Source organism: Caballeronia arationis (genome assembly GCF_001544975.2).
GTDB classification, from domain to species: domain Bacteria; phylum Pseudomonadota; class Gammaproteobacteria; order Burkholderiales; family Burkholderiaceae; genus Caballeronia; species Caballeronia arationis.
The window spans coordinates 25,266-42,765 of the sequence record NZ_FCOG02000053.1; the positions used below are offsets into that span (position 1 = coordinate 25,266).

A 17,500-nucleotide genomic window follows, 5' to 3' on the forward strand; every position below is an offset into this window, starting at 1 on the left:
AGCGTGGTTCAACCCTTTAACCCCGCGTGGCATTCGCTCTTTTTGCCGTTTTTGCCTTTTGGTCGCCGACCAGACAGGCAGGCATCGCGAAACAGTCATGCAAATATCGATTTTTATGTCCGACCTGCAAACCTCCACCCCGAATACCGAATCTTTCGCGGCTCTGTTCGAAGAGTCGCTGACCAAGCAGGACATGCGCGCCGGCGAAGTGATCTCCGCCGAAGTCGTGCGCGTCGACCACAACTTCGTGGTCGTCAACGCTGGTCTCAAGTCCGAAGCCTACATTCCGCTCGAAGAATTCCTGAACGACGCGGGCGAGGTCGAAGTGCAGGCGGGCGACTTTGTTTCCGTCGCGATCGACGCGCTGGAAAACGGTTACGGCGACACGATCCTGTCGCGTGACAAGGCGAAGCGCCTCGCTTCGTGGCTGTCGCTGGAAAAAGCGCTCGACAACAACGAACTCGTGACCGGCACGATCACGGGCAAGGTCAAGGGCGGCATGACCGTCATGGTCAACGGCATCCGCGCGTTCCTGCCGGGTTCGCTCGTCGACACGCGTCCGGTCAAGGACACGACGCCGTACGAAGGCAAGACCCTCGAATTCCGCGTTATCAAGCTCGACCGCAAGCGTAACAACGTCGTGTTGTCGCGCCGTGCCGTGATCGAAGCCACGCAAGGCGAAGAGCGCGCAAAGCTGCTCGAGACGCTGAAGGAAGGCGCGATCGTGGAAGGCGTGGTCAAGAACATCACCGACTACGGCGCGTTCGTGGACCTCGGCGGCATCGACGGCCTCCTGCACATCACCGACATCGCATGGCGTCGCGTGCGTCACCCGAGCGAAGTTCTCTCGGTTGGCCAGGAAGTCACCGCGAAGATCCTCAAGTTCGACCAAGAGAAGAACCGCGTCTCGCTCGGCATCAAGCAACTCGGCGACGATCCGTGGGAAGGCATTTCCCGCCGCTACCCGTCGGGCACGCGCCTGTTCGGCAAGGTCACCAACATCACCGACTACGGCGCATTCGTCGAAGTGGAATCGGGCATCGAAGGCCTGGTTCACGTGTCGGAAATGGACTGGACGAACAAGAACGTTGCACCGTCGAAGGTCGTGCAGCTGGGCGACGAAGTCGAAGTCATGGTTCTCGAAATCGACGAAGACCGCCGCCGTATCAGCCTCGGCATGAAGCAGTGCAAGCCGAACCCGTGGGACGACTTCAGCCGCAACTTCAAGAAGGGCGACAAGATCAGCGGCGCCATCAAGTCGATCACCGACTTCGGCGTGTTCATCGGTCTGCCTGGCGGCATCGACGGTCTGGTTCACCTTTCGGACCTGTCGTGGAGCGAAACCGGCGAAGAAGCCGTGCGCAAGTACAAGAAGGGCGACGAAGTCGAAGCCGTGGTTCTGGGCATCGACGTCGAGAAGGAACGCATTTCGCTCGGCATCAAGCAGCTCGAAGGCGATCCGTTCAGCAACTTTGTCGCGATCAACGACAAGGGCGCAATCGTCGACGGCACGGTGAAGTCGGTCGACGCGAAGGGTGCGGTCATCACGCTGACGGCTGACGTCGAAGGCTACCTGCGCGCGTCGGAAATCGCTCAGGACCGTGTGGAAGACGCTCGCAACGTGCTGAAGGAAGGCGACAAGGTCAATGCGATGATCATCAACATCGACCGCAAGTCGCGCGGCATCAACCTGTCGATCAAGGCCAAGGATTCGGCCGAGCAACAGGAAGCGATGCGCGGTCTGGCAGCATCGGACTCGAACGCCGCTGCTACCGGCACGACCAACCTCGGCGCGCTGCTCAAGGCCAAGCTCGACGGCCAGAACAGCTAAGCCTTAACGGTACTGCTGCAGTATGACCAAATCGGAATTGGTCGCCCAACTGGCGTCGCGATTTCCGCAACTTGTCCTCAAGGATGCGGATTTCGCGGTGAAGACGATGCTTGATGCGATGTCGGAGGCTCTGGCCAACGGCCATCGCATCGAAATTCGCGGCTTCGGCAGCTTCGGGCTCAATCGTCGTCCGTCTCGCGTCGGACGCAATCCGAAGTCGGGTGAAAAAGTGCTGGTGCCGGAGAAATTCGTGCCGCACTTCAAGCCGGGCAAGGAATTGCGTGAACGCGTCGATGGTCGCGCAGGCGAGCCGATGAAGGCGTCCGACGACGAAGACGACGATCTCTGATCGGCGTCGGAATCGAAGGCCGCAGTGTCCAGCCAGACGGCAATGACCGGAAAAAGCACCCCACGGGGTGCTTTTTTTTCGCCCGTCACTTTCGAATGCGTCGACTGCGGCGCGCATGGGTTCGACTCTTGCTGCAGCAGGCGATGCCGTTTCACTCTTACCGGCCGTCACCCGTTGCACTGCCGGGGATACGCATCAATTACAATACCGGTCACTTTCGGCCCGGGTCGTCGCTCGCGCGGATTCACGCGCGCAGTCAAACCGATGCCGTCCGCCACCGCCGTCGAGAGAGTCTCCATGAAATTTTTTGTCTGGCTGATCCGCGTTCTCGTCTTCGTCCTGCTGCTGGTCCTGGCGCTCGCCAACACGCAGACCGCGGAACTCAAATTCCTCGCCGTCTATGTCTGGCAGGCGCCGCTGATCCTGATCGGCCTGGCATTTTTTGTCGTCGGCTTGCTGGCGGGGCTCGTGTCCGCGCTGCCTGCGATGTTCCGCCTGCGCATGGAAAACGGCCGGCTGAAGCGCGAACTGCGCATTGCGCGCGAGCAGCCGGTGGCGGTGGAAGAACCGCCGATGCCGCCGCTCATCTGACCGGTCATCGCCGGCCATGCACCACTGCGCCGGCAACCTCAAACCCGACTCACCGACTATTCGCATCGCATGGATCTCGACTTCTGGTGGCTGCTTGTCATTCCTGTCGCTTTTGCACTCGGCTGGATGGCATCGCGCTATGACCTGAAAACGCTGCTGTCCGAAAACGCGAATCTGCCGCGCTCGTACTTCCGCGGCCTCAACTTCCTGCTCAACGAGCAGCACGACAAGGCGATCGACGCTTTCATCGAAGTCGCGAAGCTCGATCCCGAAACCATCGAATTGCACTTTGCGCTCGGCAACCTGTTTCGCCGGCGCGGCGAGACCGACCGCGCGATCCGGGTGCATCAGAACCTGCTGAGCCGCGCTGACCTGCCTGCCGCCGAGCGCGACCACGCGCTCTTCGAACTCGGCCAGGACTTCCTGAAGGCGGGCCTGCTCGACCGCGCCGAGGAAACGTTCCGCTCGCTCGAAGCGGGCGAGTACGCGCTGGGCGCCCAGCGCGCGCTCTTGACCATCTACGAAATCGAGAAAGACTGGCCGAAGTCGATCGTGACGGCCGAGCGCATCGAGAAAATGGGCGCGCCGACGCTCACGAGGGAAATCGCGCACTTCCACTGCGAACTCGCGCAGGAAGCGCTGCAGCGCAAAAACCCCGACGACGCCCGTGCCGAGCTGAAACTGGCGCTCGAAGCGAACCCGGACAATGTGCGCGCGACCATCCTCTCGGGCGACGTCGATGCGGCTGCCGGCAATCTCGTCAGCGCGATCGCGTGCTGGAAGCGCGTCGAGGAGCAGAATGCGGCTTATCTGCCGCTCGTCGCCGAGAAGCTGATGAACGCGTACAGCGCGCTCGACCGCGCGGAAGAAGGAGTCGATCTGCTGACCGACTATGTGAACCGCTATCCGTCGAACGATCTGCTCGACGTCGCGTTCAAGCACGTCGAGGTGCTACGCGGCCTTGACGCCGCGCACGCGCTCGCGCGCAAGCAGATGCAAAGCTCGCCGAATCTCGCGGGCATGACGCGTCTGCTCGAAGCGCAGGAAGCAGTCGCCGAGGAACCGCGGCGCGGCGAACTGCAACTGATGCGCACGCTTGTCAAACAGCGCACCAAGAACCTGCCGCGTTATACGTGTCAAACTTGTGGTTTCCGCGCACGTCTTTTCTACTGGCAATGTCCCGGCTGTAGCGGCTGGGAAACGTATGCGCCGCGCCGCGTCGAGCCGATCACGGCTTCGGCCTGACAACGCGAGCGGCAAGCCTGCCGGCAAGAGGCACTCGGGCCGACACTTGGCCGCGCCCCTGCCGGCATCCTCAGAACAACCGGAACGCGTATGAAAATTACCATCGTCGGCACGGGTTACGTCGGTCTGGTGACCGGCGCGTGCCTTGCTGAAATCGGCCACGACGTGTTTTGCGTCGACGTCGACCCGCGCAAGATCGAAATCCTCAACAACGGCGGCGTGCCGATTCACGAACCGGGCCTGCTCGAAATCCTGAAGCGCACGCGCGCGGCCGGCCGCATCCAGTTCTCGACGGACGTCGAAGCGAGCGTGAAGCACGGCGAAATCCAGTTCATCGCGGTCGGCACGCCGCCCGACGAAGACGGTTCCGCTGACCTGCAATACGTGCTCGCGGCGGCGCGCAATATCGGCCGCTATTCGAACGGCTTCAAGGTGATCGTCGACAAGTCGACGGTGCCGGTCGGTACGGCGCTCCAGGTGCGCAGGGTCGTCGGGGAAGAACTGAAGGCGCGCGGGCTCGATACGTCGGACAAGCACGGCTTTTCGGTCGTGTCGAATCCGGAGTTCCTGAAGGAAGGCGCCGCGGTCGACGACTTCATGCGCCCGGACCGGATCGTGATCGGTCTCGACGACGACGAAGCCGGCAGCAGCGCGCGCGAAAAGATGAAGCGGCTCTATGCGCCGTTCAACCGCAATCACGAACGCACGCTGTACATGGACGTGCGTTCGGCGGAGTTCACGAAGTACGCGGCCAACGCGATGCTCGCGACGCGCATCTCGTTCATGAACGACTTGTCGAACCTGGCGGACACCGTCGGCGCGGACATCGAAGCGGTGCGTCGCGGGATCGGCTCCGATCCTCGCATCGGCTACCACTTTCTGTATGCGGGCTGCGGCTACGGCGGCTCGTGCTTCCCGAAGGACGTGCAGGCGCTCGTGCAGACGGCGCGTGAGAACGGCCATCGGCTGCGCATTCTCGAATCGGTCGAGGAAGTGAACGACGCGCAGAAGGAAGTGCTCGTGAACAAGATCACGAAGTGCATGGGCGAAGACCTGCGCGGCCGCACGTTCGCGGTCTGGGGCCTCGCGTTCAAGCCGAACACGGACGACATGCGCGAGGCGTCGAGCCGGCGCCTGATCGCGGCGCTGCTTTCGCGCGGCGCGACGGTGCGCGCGTACGACCCCGTGGCGCTCGACGAAGCGCAGCGCGTGTTCGCACTCGATCTCGCGGGCCGCCCCGACGACCTGAAGCGCCTCACGTTCGTGACCTCGCAGAAGGAAGCGCTGCCCGGCGCCGACGCGCTCGTGATTGTCACCGAGTGGAAGGAGTTCAAGAGTCCCGATTTCGCTCATCTGAAGAGTGAGCTGAAAATGCCGGTCGTCTTCGATGGCCGCAACCTGTACGAACCCGAAGCGATGGCCGAACTCGGCATCGACTATTACGCGATAGGACGTCCCCATGTCGAACTCGACGGCGCCTGATCAGAAGCCCGAACAGTCAGGCAAGCAAGCGCCCATTCCGGTGGTGCCGCGCGCGCGCATTTCGGCGGCGCGCGTCCTGGTCGTCGGCGATGTGATGCTCGACCGCTACTGGTTCGGCAACGTCGACCGCATCTCGCCGGAAGCGCCCGTGCCGGTCGTGCACGTGCAGAAGAAGGAAGACCGTCTGGGCGGCGCGGCGAACGTCGCGCGCAACGCGGCGGCGCTGGGCGCGCAGGCGGGGCTGCTTTGCGTCGTCGGGCACGACGAGCCGGGCGAGCGCGTGGTCGAGCTGCTCGGCGAGAGCAAAGTCGCAGCGTACCTGGAGCGCGACCCCGAACTGCTCACGACGATCAAACTCCGCGTGCTGTCGCGCCAGCAGCAACTGCTGCGCGTCGATTTCGAGAACTCGCCGACGCACGAAGTGCTGCGTGCGTGCCTCGCGCGCTTCGGCGACTTGCTGCCGCAACACGACGTCATCCTGATGTCGGATTACGCCAAGGGCGGCTTGACCCACGTCACGCAAATGATCGCGGACGCGAAACGTGCGGGCAAGCCGGTGCTCGTCGATCCGAAGGGCGACGACTGGGACCGTTATCGCGGCGCCACGCTCATCACGCCGAACCGCGCGGAATTGCGCGAAGTGGTCGGGCAGTGGAAGTCGGAGGAGGATTTGCACGAGCGCGTCGCGAAGCTGCGCAGTGAACTCGAATTCGACGCGTTGCTGCTCACGCGCTCGGAAGAAGGCATGACGCTCTTCACGGACAATCGCGTGGTGCACACGCAGGCCGACGCGCGCGAAGTCTACGATGTGTCCGGCGCGGGCGACACCGTCATCGCGACGGTCGCGACCATGCTCGGCGCGGGCGTGCCGCTGATCGACTCGATCGTGTACGCGAACCGGGCGGCGGGCATCGTCGTCGGCAAGCTGGGCACGGCCACCGTCGACTACAACGAACTTTTCGCTTGAGATTACCATGACCATCATCGTCACCGGCGCGGCCGGGTTCATCGGCAGCAACATCGTGAAGGCGCTCAACGATCGCGGCGAGCAGCGCGTGATCGCGGTCGACAACCTGACGCGCGCCGACAAGTTCAAGAATCTCGTCGATTGCGAGATCGACGACTATCTCGACAAGACCGAGTTCGTCGAGCGCTTCAAGCGCGGCGATTTCGGCAAGGTGCGCGCGGTGTTCCACGAAGGCGCCTGTTCGGACACGATGGAAACCGACGGCCGCTACATGATGGACAACAACTTCCGCTACAGCCGCGACGTGATGGACGCGTGCATGGAGCAGGGCGTGCAGTTCCTGTATGCATCGTCGGCGGCGACGTATGGCGGGTCAAGCCTCTTCGTCGAGGAACGCGAATTGGAGAAGCCGCTGAACGTCTACGGCTATTCGAAATTCCTCTTCGACCAGATCGTGCGCCAGACGCTTCCGAAGGCCAGGACGCAGATCGTCGGCTTTCGCTATTTCAACGTGTACGGGCCGCGCGAGACGCACAAGGCGCGCATGGCGTCGGTGGCGTTTCACAACTTCAACCAGTTCCGCGCCGAAGGCAAGGTCAAGCTCTTCGGCGAATACAACGGTTACGCGGCGGGCGAGCAGACGCGCGATTTCGTCTCGGTGGAGGACGTGGTGAAGGTGAACCTCTTCTTCCTCGATCATCCGGAGAAGTCGGGCATCTTCAATCTCGGCACGGGGCGCGCGCAGCCGTTCAACGACATTGCATCGACGGTGGTGAACTCGCTGCGTGCGATCGAAGGCGAGGCGACGACGCTGTCGCTCGCCGAACTCGTGCAGCGTGGGCTGATCGAGTACATCCCGTTCCCGGACGCGCTGCGCGGCAAGTATCAGTGCTTCACGCAGGCCGATCAGTCGAAGCTGCGCGCGGCGGGCTACGACGCGCCGTTTCTGAGCGTGCAGGAAGGCGTCGATCGCTACGTGCGTTGGCTATTCGGCCAGCTATAAAAGCACGGATCGTTTTTTTAAACTGGGTCTCACGGTCAGCGAGCGACGCTGACCGGTTCCTCACGGTTCTCAAGGGAGACTCAGATGATCAAGAAAGTAATCGCAGCGTTCGCGCTCGCCATGTCGATCGGTTCCGCGTTCGCGGCCGTCGACGTCAACACCGCCAACACCGATGCGTTGCGCGGCATCAAGGGCATTGGCCCGGCAAAAGCCAAAGCCATTCTCGACGAACGCGAAGCACACGGCCCGTTCAAGGACGCCGCCGAACTCAGCAAGCGCGTGAAAGGCATGGGCGGCAAGACGGTCGAACGCCTGCAGGCCGAGGGTCTCACGATCGGGTCGGCCAGCAAGACGGCCGCCGCTCTTCATCCGGGCTCGGCTGCATTCACGGCGACCGCGGCGGGGCAGCCTGTCGTCGTGAAGAAATAGGCGGGGCGCGGCGCACGCAGCCGACGCGCCGGTCGGTCCGTGCGCCGCTCTCGTTGTCGTTCCTGGTCAAAGGGTTGCGCAAGTTGGAGGACAAGGCTCCTTCAGCCATCAGGTGCTTGGCTCCCGCGGTGTTTGCCGCGGGCTTTTTGACTTTGATCGCCGTGCGATCGGCCCGCAATCCCTGTGGCCGATAGGGCCGGCCGGCGTCGAAAGGACCGCTGGGCTACAATCGTTGGATTCCCCGCATCGCAAAACGCACCACTTATGGCTTACATGACAATCGAAGACACGATCGGCAACACGCCGCTCGTGGAGCTCGTCCGCCTCGTCGACGACGAGATTCGCAACCGCAACAACGTGGTTCTCGGCAAGCTGGAAGGCAACAATCCGGCGGGCTCGGTGAAGGACCGCCCGGCGCTCTCGATGATCAAGAAGGCGGAAGAGCGCGGCCGCATCAAGCCCGGCGACACGCTGATCGAAGCGACCAGCGGCAACACGGGCATCGCGCTCGCGATGGCGGCAGCCGTGCGCGGTTACAAGATGGTGCTGCTGATGCCGGAGGACCTGTCGGTCGAGCGGCGCCAGAGCATGTCCGCCTATGGCGCGCAGATCATGCTCACGCCCGTGACGGGCGGCATGGAATACGCACGCGATCTCGCCGAGCAGATGCAGCGCGAAGGCCGTGGCATCATCCTCGACCAGTTCGCGAACCCGGACAACCCGCTCGCGCACTACGAGACCACCGGTCCCGAACTGTGGAGCCAGACCGAAGGGCGCATCACGCATTTCGTCTCGGCAATGGGCACGACCGGTACGATCATGGGCGTGTCGCAATACCTGAAGGAAAAGAACGAAACGATCGAGATCATCGGCGCGCAGCCGGAAGAGGGCTCGCGCATTCCGGGCATCCGCAAATGGCCGGAAGCCTATCTCCCGAAAATTTTCGACCGCAGCCGCGTCGACCGCGTCGAGAACGTGAGCCAGGCCGCGTCGGAAGCGATGGCGCGCAGGATGGCATCAGTTGAAGGCATTTTTAGCGGCATTTCGTCGGGCGGTGCGTGCGAAGTCGCGCTACGCATCGCGCGCCAGGTGGAGAACGCGACGATCGTGTTCATCGTCTGCGACCGGGGCGACCGCTATCTGTCGACGGGCGTGTTTCCCGCCTGATTTTCGGCGCGCAATGTAAAAGGCCGTTCCGACTGCGTCGGAACGGCCTTTTGCGTTTGACCGCTCGCGGTAAGGACTAACGCTTCATTGCACCGCTGTGCCGCTGTCGCCTGCTGCAATCCGCGCCTTGACGGCTTCGCCCAGTTGATAAACCGCGAGCGCGTAGAAGAAGCTGCGGTTGTAGCGCGTGAGCACATAGAAATTGCGCGTGCCGAGCGTGTATTCGGTGGGGCGGCCGGGTGTCGGCAAATCGACGACCGTTACCGGTGTGCCGGCTTCCGCCGCGACGTTCAGTCCCGGCTCGTTGAGCAGCATGCCCGCCTTGAGCAACTGCGCGAGCGACCAGCGCGGTTCCGGCTGACCGTCGGCGCCGGCCTGCGCGATGCCCTGGCTGCCTTCGTCGCCGGCGATGCGCCACACGACCGGACGGCCCGCTTCCCAGCCGTGCTTGTTCAGATAGTTCGCCACGCTGCCGATCGCATCGGCCTGGCTCGTGCGCAAGTCGATGTGGCTATTGCCGTCGTAATCCACCGCGTACTGGACGATGCTGCTCGGCAGGAACTGCGGAATCCCGATCGCGCCGGTGTACGAGCCGAGCACGGTGGCCGGATCGATCTGCGCGTCGCGCGTCCACACGAGCAGGTCTTCGAGGTTCTTGCGGAACGTCGCCTGCCGCTCCGCGCGGTTCGGCGTGTTCGGGTAGTCGAAGGTGAGCGTCGTGAGCGCGTCGAGCGCGCGGAAGTTGCCCATGTAGCGGCCGTAGATCGTCTCCACGCCGATGATCCCGACGATCACCTCCGGCGGCACGCCAAACTGCTCCGACGCGCGCTGCAAGGTCGCCTGGTTGGCGCGCCAGAACTTCACGCCCGCGTTGATGCGGACCGGCTCGATGAAGCGCGACTGGTACACGCGCCAGTTCTTGACCGAAGGAGTCGGCGCGGGCAGTACGAGCTTGACCGCCGTCGCCGAATAGCTGACCCGGTTGAAGAGATCGTGCAGCGCGCTCGAATCGAAATCGTAGCGGGCGACCATGTCGTTGATGAACGCATCGACATTCGGGTTGTTCGCGTAGCGCTGCGGAACGATTTCTTCCTCGAAGATTTGCCCTTGCTGCGTCGGGGTTTGCGGCTGGGACTGAGCAAAGGCATTCGCGGCGACGAGGCCGCCGAGCGCAAAAACGACGACAGCCCTGGAAACGACGGAAGCGAAGGAATGAGGCTTGAACGCGTCCGGCAGAGCAAGCGGGGCAAACTTGAAGGTCATGGTGTGCGTTGTTGTGACGGTGTGTGGCAGTGCGTCGGACAGTCGGGGCAGTATAACCGACGCCTCCTGGCCGGGAGCCCGCAAGAAGACTGCCACGCATGGCTGAATAACGGTGTGGTTAAACGGTGTGGTAACTTAACGTCAATCGCGCGGCATGTGGTCGCGCGTATGACGAAAAGACACGAGACAGGCGGACCCGGCGCCAGGCGGGCCGCCGAGAACGATCATGGCGACCGGCTTCTATTCCCATCCAGACTGCCTCCTCCACGACATGGGTCCGTGGCATCCCGAATGCCCGGGCCGTCTGCAGGCGATCGAAGATCAACTGATCGCGAGCCGCATCGATGCGCTGATCGAGCGCGAAGACGCGCCGCTCGCCGACGAAGCAGAACTCGCGCGCGTGCACACGCAGGCGCATATCGACTTCATCAAGCATCGGCAGCCGCTCGAAGGGCGCGCCGAGATCGATCCGGACACGACGATGTGTCCGCATTCCTACCAGGCCGCGTTGCGAGCGGCGGGCGCGGCGATCGCGGCGACCGATGCCGTGATCGAAGGCCGCTTCGACAACGCGTTCTGCAGCGTGCGCCCGCCGGGACATCACGCCGAGCCGGCCCGCGCGATGGGCTTCTGCTTCTTCAACAACATCGCTGTTGCCGCGCGCCACGCGCTGGAGGTGCACGGGCTGCAACGCGTCGCGATCATCGACTTCGACGTGCATCACGGCAACGGCACGGAAGCCGCTTTTTCGGGCGATCCGCGCGTGCTGATGTGCAGCTTCTTCCAGCATCCGTTCTATCCGTACACCGGCGCCGACAGTCACGCGCCGAACATGGTGAACGTGCCGATGCCCGCGTACAGCAAGGGCATGGCGGTGCGCGAGGCGGTCGACATGCTGTGGCTGCCGCGGCTCAACGCGTTCAAGCCGGAGATGATCTTCGTATCGGCGGGCTTCGACGCGCATCGCGAGGACGATCTCGGCAACATGGGCCTCGTCGAGGACGACTACACCTGGCTCACCGAGCAGATTCGCGCGGTGGCGGAAAAGCACGCGAAGGGGCGCATCGTGAGTTCGCTGGAAGGCGGGTACAACCTGTCGGCGCTCGGACGGAGCGTCGTCGCGCACGTGCGGGCGCTCGCAGGCATCTAGCCGCGTCTACAACTTCGAGCGCGCCAGATCTGCGCGCACGAGCGTCCAGTCGATCAGCTCGCGGATCACGCGGTCACGGTCGAGATCGTTCAGCGTCTCGTGATAGCTTCCGTCGATCATCAGCAGCGTGCTGTCGGTCGAGCCGATGTTCGCGTCGAACTTGCGGCTGCCGTCGGGTTCGGTGAGCTTGTCGGCGCTGCCGTGGAAGATCAGCACCGGCAGCGTGATCGACGCTCGCTTCGCCGCGATGCGCGCCATCGCCGCGACGAGTTCCGCGCCGGTGCGCGCGGGAATCGCGCCGTGATGCACGAGCGGATCGCGCCGGTTCGCCTCCACGACGCCAGGCGCGCGCGACAACAGCGCGGAATCGATGGTCAGCGCGGGAAAGCGCGGCCTCAACCGGCTGATGATCCGGCCCATCGCCAGTTTCCAGCGCGGCACGTCGTGGCCTGGTTCGAGCGCGGCGCTCGACAGGATCAGGCCCGCGAGCTTGCGTTTTGCCGAGCGCTCGGCCACATAGAGCGCCGCGATCGCGCCACCCATGCTGTGGCCCATCAGAAAGAGCGGCACGTTTGCCGGCGGCGCGGTTTCGGCGGCTTCGACCAGCACGTCGGCGTCGAGCAGAAAGTCGTCGAATTGCTCGATCCACACCCGTTCGCCCGACGACTTCCCGTGCCCGCGCAAATCCACCGCGATCAGTTCGATGCCCGCGGCGTTCAGGCGCATTGCGAACGCGTCGTAACGCTGCGCGTGTTCGGCGAGACCATGCACGAGCGCGATCCGCGCGACCGGCCGTCCGTCGACGGTCGCCGGCTGCCAGCGATGGAGGAACAGTTCAACGCCCTGACGCGTCGTAATCCTGCTGGTGGAGTAGGTGCTGCGCCCGGGAGTGCTCATGAGAAGCCCGACGATTCGAGATGACAGCGATGATAAAGCGAGCCGGCCAGACGCATCTTTAATGTCGGCCAGTTATGACGCACGCAAAAATCATTATTAAACCGAATGAGGCGGCTGCGGTAAAATTTGGGATTAAGACTAAGAACTTCCCACGGCGGCCGGCTCCTGCGATACCCGCACGGAGCCTCCCGCCGTTTGCATTTACATGATCGAAATACGCAATCTGTCGCAGCGTTTCGCGGGACCACGGGGTTGGGTCGAAGCGCTGCACAACGTCAATCTGACGATTCCCGCCGGCGAAGTGTTCGGCATCATCGGCCGCAGCGGCGCCGGCAAGAGCACGCTGGTCCGCACCATCAATCTCCTGACGCGGCCGAGCGAAGGCAGCGTGATCGTCGACGGACGCGATCTCACCACGCTCGGGCCGCCCGAGTTGCGCGCAGCGCGGCGCGACATCGGCATGATCTTCCAGCATTTCAACCTGCTCTCGTCGCGCACGGTATTCGACAACGTCGCGCTGCCGCTCGAACTCGCCGGCATGAAGCGCGCCGAGATCGAGTCGACCGTCGCGCCACTGCTCGATCTCGTCGGCCTCACCACGCAGCGCGACCGTTATCCGGCGCAGATCAGCGGCGGGCAAAAGCAGCGCGTCGGCATCGCGCGGGCGCTCGCGAGCAAGCCGAAAGTGCTGCTCTCCGACGAAGCCACGTCCGCGCTCGATCCCGAAACCACGCGCGCGATTCTCGACCTGCTGCGCAAGATCAATCGCGAACTCGGCCTGACGATCGTGCTGATCACGCACCAGATGGACGTCATCAAGCAGGTCTGCGACCGCGTCGCCGTGCTCGATGCGGGGCGCGTCGTGGAAGAGGGCAATGTCGTCGATGTGTTCATGCAGCCGCATCACGAAGTCACGCGCGCGCTGATCGGCGACGTGATCGCGCACGAACTGCCGCCCGCAATGAAGCAGCGTGTCGCCGAGCGGCTCAAGACGGGCAGCGGCCATTTGCTGCGGCTCGCGTTCACCGGCTCGGGCGTCGACCAGCCGATCCTCTCGGAGACGATTCGCCGCTACGAACTCGATTTCAACATCCTGCACGGCCAGATCGACGAGATTCAGGGCCAGGCGTTCGGCTCGCTCGCCGTGCTCGCGGGCGGCCAGCCGGTGAAGGTTGCAGAGGCGATTGCCTATCTGCGCGAACAGGGTGTGGTGGTGGAGGAGCTTTCGTATGTTGAGTGAAATGTTCGACATGTTCGTGCAGTCGTTCTGGGAAACGCTCGTGATGGTGGGCATCTCGGGACTCGTCGGCGCCGCGGTCGGGCTGCCGCTCGGCGTGCTGCTCTATCTCACCGATCGCGACGGCGTGTTGCGGAACCTCGCGGTGAATCGCGTGCTCGGCGGCGTCGTCAATGCGGTGCGTTCGACGCCGTTCATCATTCTGCTCGTCGCGGTGATTCCGTTCACGCGGCTCGTAGTCGGCTCGTCGATCGGCACGGCTGCTGCCGTCGTTCCGCTCACCATTGCCGCTGCGCCGTTCATCGCGCGGCTCGTCGAGACCGCGCTGCGCGAAGTCGATCGCGGCCTGATCGAAGCGGCACAGGCGATGGGCGCGACCACGAGCCAGATTGTCTTCAAGGTGCTGCTGCCGGAGTCGCTGCCGGGCGTCGTCGCGGGGCTGACCATCACGTTCGTGTCGCTCGTCGGCTATTCGGCGATGGCGGGCGCGATCGGCGGCGGCGGTCTCGGCGACCTCGGCATCCGCTACGGCTACCAGCGGTTTCTGCCGGAAGTGATGCTGACAGTCGTTGTGATCCTGATCGTGTTCGTGCAGCTCGTGCAGTCGTTCGGCGACTGGCTCGTGCGGCGCCTGAGCCACAAATAACGTTTACTCACTCATCAAAAAAACCATGCAACGTCGATTCATTCTCAAGTTTGCCGCCGCGCTTTCCGCCGTCACGCTGTTCGCGGGCGTCGCCCACGCCGATGAAGCCATCAAGATGGGCGTCACCGGCGGCCCGCACGCGCAGATCATGGAAGTCGTGAAACAGGTCGCCGCGAAGAACGGGCTGAAGATCACGGTCGTCGAATTCTCCGACTACGTGCAGCCGAACGCCGCGCTCGCCGCCGGCGATCTCGACGCGAACAGCTACCAGCACGCGCCTTATCTCGACGCACAGGTGAAGGATCGCGGCTACAAGCTGATCAAGCTCGCCGACACGGTGACGTTCCCGATGGGCATCTATTCGAAGAAGATCAAGTCGCTCGCCGAACTGCAGCCGGGTGCGCGTATCGCGGTGCCGAACGATCCGACCAACGGCGGCCGCGCGTTGCTGCTGCTGCAAAAGCAGGGCTTGCTGAAATTGCGTGCGGATGCGGGCTTGAAGGCGACGCCGCTCGACGTCGTGGACAACCCGAAGAAGCTGAAGATCGTCGAACTCGACGCGGCGCAGATTCCACGCTCGCTCGGCGACGTCGATGCCGCCGCGATCAACACGAACTTCGCAATGGAAGCGGGTCTGAAGCCGAAATCGGATGCGATCGCGATCGAAGATCCGAAGGGGCCGTACGCGAACATCATCGCGATTCGCGCCGCTGACAAGGACAAACCGTGGGTCGCCAAACTGGTCGCGGCGTATCACTCGCTGGAAGTGAAGCAGTACATCGAGGGCAAATACGCGGGCGCGGTGATCGCCGCGTGGTAACGCGCCCGGACTCGGGTGGAGTTGCACCCCGGGTTTCTTTCTATTTAAAATAGAACGATCGTTCGATAATATTCGGTCAATGCTGATTGATCGGCAACCCGGAGGCCGCTCTCAACCATTAGGTGGTTCGGAGGGCAGGCGTCGCTCGTATAATGAGATGCTGGGTTGACGTAATCGTAACTTTGGAGCGTGTGCATGAAAATCCTGGTGCCAGTGAAAAGAGTGGTCGACTACAACGTCAAGGTTCGCGTGAAGTCGGACGGAAGCGGCGTCGATATCGCGAACGTGAAGATGTCGATGAATCCGTTCGATGAGATTGCTGTGGAAGAAGCGGTGCGGCTGAAGGAGGCCGGCATTGCGACAGAAGTGATCGCGGTCTCGTGCGGCGTCACGCAATGTCAGGAGACGCTGCGCACGGCGATGGCGATCGGCGCGGATCGCGGGATTCTCGTTGAATCGGCTGATGAATTGCAGCCGCTGGCGGTCGCGAAGATTCTTAAAGCGCTCGTGGATAAAGAACAGCCTCAGCTGGTGATCCTCGGCAAGCAAGCCATCGACGACGATTCGAATCAGACCGGTCAGATGCTGGCCGCGTTGACTGGGTTGCCGCAGGCGACGTTTGCATCGAAAGTGGTTGTTGCCGATGGCAAAGCGACGGTTGCGCGCGAAGTCGATGGCGGTTCGGAAACGCTCTCGCTGGAGTTGCCCGCAGTCATCACCACTGACCTGCGCCTGAACGAACCGCGCTACGTCACGCTGCCGAACATCATGAAGGCGAAGAAGAAGCCCTTGGAAACGCTGAAGCCCGCGGATCTGGGCGTCGATGTCGCGCCGCGTCTGAAGACGCTGAAAGTCGCCGAGCCGCCCAAGCGCTCCGCTGGCGTGATGGTGCCGGACGTGAAGACGCTGGTCGAGAAGCTCAAGACCGAAGCCAAAGTGCTGTAAGGAGACGGACGAAAATGACGATTCTGGTAATTGCAGAACACGACAACGCATCGATCAAGGCAGCGACGCTGAATACGGTTGCGGCTGCTTCGAAGATCGGTGGCGACGTTCATGTGCTCGTGGCAGGTTCGAACGCGCAGGCCGCAGCAGACGCAGCCGCGAAGATCGCAGGTGTATCGAAAGTGCTGCTCGCCGATGCGCCGCAACTCGCCGACGGGCTGGCGGAGAACATCGACGGCACGGTGCTGAATATTGCGAAGGATTATTCGCACATCCTCGCGCCCGCGACGGCCTACGGCAAAAACATCGCGCCGCGTATCGCTGCGCATCTCGACGTCGCCCAGATCAGCGACATTACGGCTGTGGTCGCACCGGACACCTTCGAGCGCCCGATCTACGCGGGCAACGCCATCGCAACGGTGCAATCGGGTGATCCGATCAAGGTCATCACCGTGCGTTCGACGGGCTTCGATCCGGTCGCAGCCGAAGGTGGCAGCGCATCGGTCGAGAAGATCGAAGCGGCAGCGGACGCAGGCATTTCGCAGTTCGTCAGCCGTGAACTGACGAAGCTGGACCGCCCTGAGTTGACGAGCGCGACCATCATCGTGTCGGGTGGCCGCGGTCTCGGCAATGGCGAGAACTACACGAAGGTGCTCGAACCGCTGGCGGACAAGCTCGGCGCTGCGCTCGGCGCATCGCGTGCCGCAGTCGATGCGGGCTTCGTCCCGAACGATTATCAGGTGGGCCAAACCGGCAAGATCGTCGCGCCGCAGTTGTATGTGGCAGTCGGCATCTCGGGTGCGATTCAACATTTGGCCGGCATGAAGGACAGCAAGGTCATCGTCGCGATCAACAAGGACGCAGAAGCCCCGATCTTCGGTGTCGCCGATTACGGCCTCGTCGGCGATCTGTTCACGCTCGTGCCGGAGTTGGTAAAGGAACTCGGCTGATCCGCCACGAAGCACGCAGTACAAACAAGGGGCGCGACGAAAGTTGGCGCCCCTTTGCACATCTGCAGGAGGAGACATGAGTTACTCAGCGCCCGTGAAGGAAATGCTCTTCGTCATGAAGGAGCTTGCCGATCTGGAAAGTGTCGCGGCGTTGCCGGGTTTCGAAGACGCGAACCTCGACACCGCCCAGGCTGTCCTCGACGAAGCCGCCAAATTCAACGGCGAAGTGCTGGCGCCGCTCAATTTCGAAGGCGACAAGAATCCGAGCACGTGGTCCAACGGCGTAGTCACCACCACGCCCGGATTCAAGGACGCGTTTCGCCAGTTCGCCGAGGGCGGCTGGCAGGGCGTGATGCATCCGGTCGAATACGACGGCCAGGGCCTGCCGAAGCTGATCGCCACGCCCTGCATCGAGATGCTGAACGCCGCGAACCTGTCGTTCGCGCTGTGCCCGCTTCTGACGGATGGCGCGATCGAAGCGCTGCTGACCGCCGGCACCGATGCGCAAAAGCAGCTCTACGTGCCGAA

18 protein-coding genes are annotated in these 17,500 nt (G+C 63.1%); 16 read left to right on the forward strand and 2 right to left on the reverse strand.

Annotated features, from left to right (window positions below):
* Positions 1 to 97: 97 nt before the first annotated feature.
* From rpsA to cysM, 9 genes are all read left to right on the forward strand, one after another.
* The gene (gene rpsA, locus AWB81_RS25695; protein WP_087135193.1) at positions 98 to 1,831 is read left to right on the forward strand and encodes a 30S ribosomal protein S1; all 1,734 of its coding nucleotides are present in this window, start codon (positions 98 to 100) and stop codon (positions 1,829 to 1,831) included.
* A 22-nt stretch (positions 1,832 to 1,853) separates the two neighbouring features.
* Positions 1,854 to 2,180, forward strand: coding sequence for an integration host factor subunit beta (locus AWB81_RS25700; protein WP_062639358.1), 327 nt, complete (start codon positions 1,854 to 1,856; stop codon positions 2,178 to 2,180).
* A 297-nt stretch (positions 2,181 to 2,477) separates the two neighbouring features.
* A complete protein-coding gene (locus AWB81_RS25705) occupies positions 2,478 to 2,771 on the forward strand; it encodes a LapA family protein (protein WP_062639359.1) in 294 nt (97 codons plus the stop codon).
* 69 nt (positions 2,772 to 2,840) lie between these two features.
* The gene (lapB, locus tag AWB81_RS25710) at positions 2,841 to 4,016 is read left to right on the forward strand and encodes a lipopolysaccharide assembly protein LapB (protein ID WP_062639360.1); all 1,176 of its coding nucleotides are present in this window, start codon (positions 2,841 to 2,843) and stop codon (positions 4,014 to 4,016) included.
* A gap of 90 nt (positions 4,017 to 4,106) precedes the next feature.
* Positions 4,107 to 5,498: a UDP-glucose dehydrogenase family protein gene (locus AWB81_RS25715; RefSeq protein ID WP_062639361.1), complete on the forward strand. Its 1,392-nt coding sequence runs from the start codon at positions 4,107 to 4,109 to the stop codon at positions 5,496 to 5,498.
* Positions 5,476 to 6,465: a D-glycero-beta-D-manno-heptose-7-phosphate kinase gene (gene rfaE1, locus AWB81_RS25720; RefSeq protein WP_062639362.1), complete on the forward strand. Its 990-nt coding sequence runs from the start codon at positions 5,476 to 5,478 to the stop codon at positions 6,463 to 6,465. Before AWB81_RS25715 ends, rfaE1 begins: the two co-directional genes overlap by 23 nt.
* A 7-nt stretch (positions 6,466 to 6,472) precedes the next feature.
* Positions 6,473 to 7,468, forward strand: coding sequence for an ADP-glyceromanno-heptose 6-epimerase (gene rfaD, locus AWB81_RS25725; protein WP_062639363.1), 996 nt, complete (start codon positions 6,473 to 6,475; stop codon positions 7,466 to 7,468).
* Between the two features lie 84 nt (positions 7,469 to 7,552).
* Complete coding sequence (locus AWB81_RS25730; protein WP_062639364.1) at positions 7,553 to 7,897, forward strand: ComEA family DNA-binding protein; 345 nt, start codon at positions 7,553 to 7,555, stop codon at positions 7,895 to 7,897.
* Between the two features lie 264 nt (positions 7,898 to 8,161).
* Positions 8,162 to 9,064 (forward strand): cysteine synthase CysM, encoded by a 903-nt coding sequence (gene cysM, locus AWB81_RS25735; RefSeq protein ID WP_062639365.1) that lies wholly within the window; start codon positions 8,162 to 8,164, stop codon positions 9,062 to 9,064.
* A gap of 84 nt (positions 9,065 to 9,148) precedes the next feature.
* Here the strand turns inward: cysM and mltB are convergent, their stop codons facing one another.
* Positions 9,149 to 10,327: a lytic murein transglycosylase B gene (gene mltB / locus AWB81_RS25740; RefSeq protein ID WP_062639366.1), complete on the reverse strand. Its 1,179-nt coding sequence runs from the start codon at positions 10,325 to 10,327 to the stop codon at positions 9,149 to 9,151.
* Positions 10,328 to 10,553: 226 nt separating this feature from the next.
* Between mltB and AWB81_RS25745 the strand changes: the two genes are divergently transcribed.
* Complete coding sequence (locus AWB81_RS25745) at positions 10,554 to 11,477, forward strand: histone deacetylase family protein (RefSeq protein ID WP_062639367.1); 924 nt, start codon at positions 10,554 to 10,556, stop codon at positions 11,475 to 11,477.
* 6 nt (positions 11,478 to 11,483) lie between these two features.
* Here AWB81_RS25745 and AWB81_RS25750 read toward each other — a convergent pair whose 3' ends face one another.
* A complete protein-coding gene (locus AWB81_RS25750) occupies positions 11,484 to 12,335 on the reverse strand; it encodes an alpha/beta hydrolase (protein ID WP_062639376.1) in 852 nt (283 codons plus the stop codon).
* Positions 12,336 to 12,579: 244 nt separating this feature from the next.
* On the opposite strand from AWB81_RS25750, the gene AWB81_RS25755 reads away from it, so the two are divergent.
* The 6 genes from AWB81_RS25755 to AWB81_RS25780 form a co-directional block, all read left to right on the forward strand.
* Positions 12,580 to 13,614 carry a methionine ABC transporter ATP-binding protein gene (locus AWB81_RS25755; protein WP_062639368.1) on the forward strand — a complete coding sequence of 345 codons (1,035 nt, stop codon included), beginning with the start codon at positions 12,580 to 12,582 and terminating at the stop codon, positions 13,612 to 13,614.
* The gene (locus tag AWB81_RS25760) at positions 13,604 to 14,257 is read left to right on the forward strand and encodes a methionine ABC transporter permease (protein ID WP_062639377.1); all 654 of its coding nucleotides are present in this window, start codon (positions 13,604 to 13,606) and stop codon (positions 14,255 to 14,257) included. Before AWB81_RS25755 ends, AWB81_RS25760 begins: the two co-directional genes overlap by 11 nt.
* Before the next feature lie 25 nt (positions 14,258 to 14,282).
* Entirely contained in the window at positions 14,283 to 15,077 is a 795-nt protein-coding gene (locus AWB81_RS25765) for a MetQ/NlpA family ABC transporter substrate-binding protein (protein ID WP_062639369.1), read from the forward strand.
* A 195-nt stretch (positions 15,078 to 15,272) separates the two neighbouring features.
* Positions 15,273 to 16,022 carry an electron transfer flavoprotein subunit beta/FixA family protein gene (locus AWB81_RS25770; RefSeq protein ID WP_062639370.1) on the forward strand — a complete coding sequence of 250 codons (750 nt, stop codon included), beginning with the start codon at positions 15,273 to 15,275 and terminating at the stop codon, positions 16,020 to 16,022.
* A 14-nt stretch (positions 16,023 to 16,036) separates the two neighbouring features.
* Positions 16,037 to 16,972, forward strand: coding sequence for an electron transfer flavoprotein subunit alpha/FixB family protein (locus AWB81_RS25775; protein WP_062639371.1), 936 nt, complete (start codon positions 16,037 to 16,039; stop codon positions 16,970 to 16,972).
* 76 nt (positions 16,973 to 17,048) lie between these two features.
* On the forward strand, positions 17,049 to 17,500 hold a 452-nt coding region (locus AWB81_RS25780; protein ID WP_200822547.1), incomplete at its 3' end, for an acyl-CoA dehydrogenase family protein.

Coding starts and splice junctions, on each gene's coding strand:
- rpsA (WP_087135193.1), top strand. CDS start 98: ATGCAAATATCGATTTTTATGTCCGACCTGCAAACCTCCACCCCGAAT.
- AWB81_RS25700 (WP_062639358.1), top strand. CDS start 1,854: ATGACCAAATCGGAATTGGTCGCCCAACTGGCGTCGCGATTTCCGCAA.
- AWB81_RS25705 (WP_062639359.1), top strand. CDS start 2,478: ATGAAATTTTTTGTCTGGCTGATCCGCGTTCTCGTCTTCGTCCTGCTG.
- lapB (WP_062639360.1), top strand. CDS start 2,841: ATGGATCTCGACTTCTGGTGGCTGCTTGTCATTCCTGTCGCTTTTGCA.
- AWB81_RS25715 (WP_062639361.1), top strand. CDS start 4,107: ATGAAAATTACCATCGTCGGCACGGGTTACGTCGGTCTGGTGACCGGC.
- rfaE1 (WP_062639362.1), top strand. CDS start 5,476: ATGTCGAACTCGACGGCGCCTGATCAGAAGCCCGAACAGTCAGGCAAG.
- rfaD (WP_062639363.1), top strand. CDS start 6,473: ATGACCATCATCGTCACCGGCGCGGCCGGGTTCATCGGCAGCAACATC.
- AWB81_RS25730 (WP_062639364.1), top strand. CDS start 7,553: ATGATCAAGAAAGTAATCGCAGCGTTCGCGCTCGCCATGTCGATCGGT.
- cysM (WP_062639365.1), top strand. CDS start 8,162: ATGGCTTACATGACAATCGAAGACACGATCGGCAACACGCCGCTCGTG.
- mltB (WP_062639366.1), bottom strand. CDS start 10,327: ATGACCTTCAAGTTTGCCCCGCTTGCTCTGCCGGACGCGTTCAAGCCT.
- AWB81_RS25745 (WP_062639367.1), top strand. CDS start 10,554: ATGGCGACCGGCTTCTATTCCCATCCAGACTGCCTCCTCCACGACATG.
- AWB81_RS25755 (WP_062639368.1), top strand. CDS start 12,580: ATGATCGAAATACGCAATCTGTCGCAGCGTTTCGCGGGACCACGGGGT.
- AWB81_RS25760 (WP_062639377.1), top strand. CDS start 13,604: ATGTTGAGTGAAATGTTCGACATGTTCGTGCAGTCGTTCTGGGAAACG.
- AWB81_RS25765 (WP_062639369.1), top strand. CDS start 14,283: ATGCAACGTCGATTCATTCTCAAGTTTGCCGCCGCGCTTTCCGCCGTC.
- AWB81_RS25770 (WP_062639370.1), top strand. CDS start 15,273: ATGAAAATCCTGGTGCCAGTGAAAAGAGTGGTCGACTACAACGTCAAG.
- AWB81_RS25775 (WP_062639371.1), top strand. CDS start 16,037: ATGACGATTCTGGTAATTGCAGAACACGACAACGCATCGATCAAGGCA.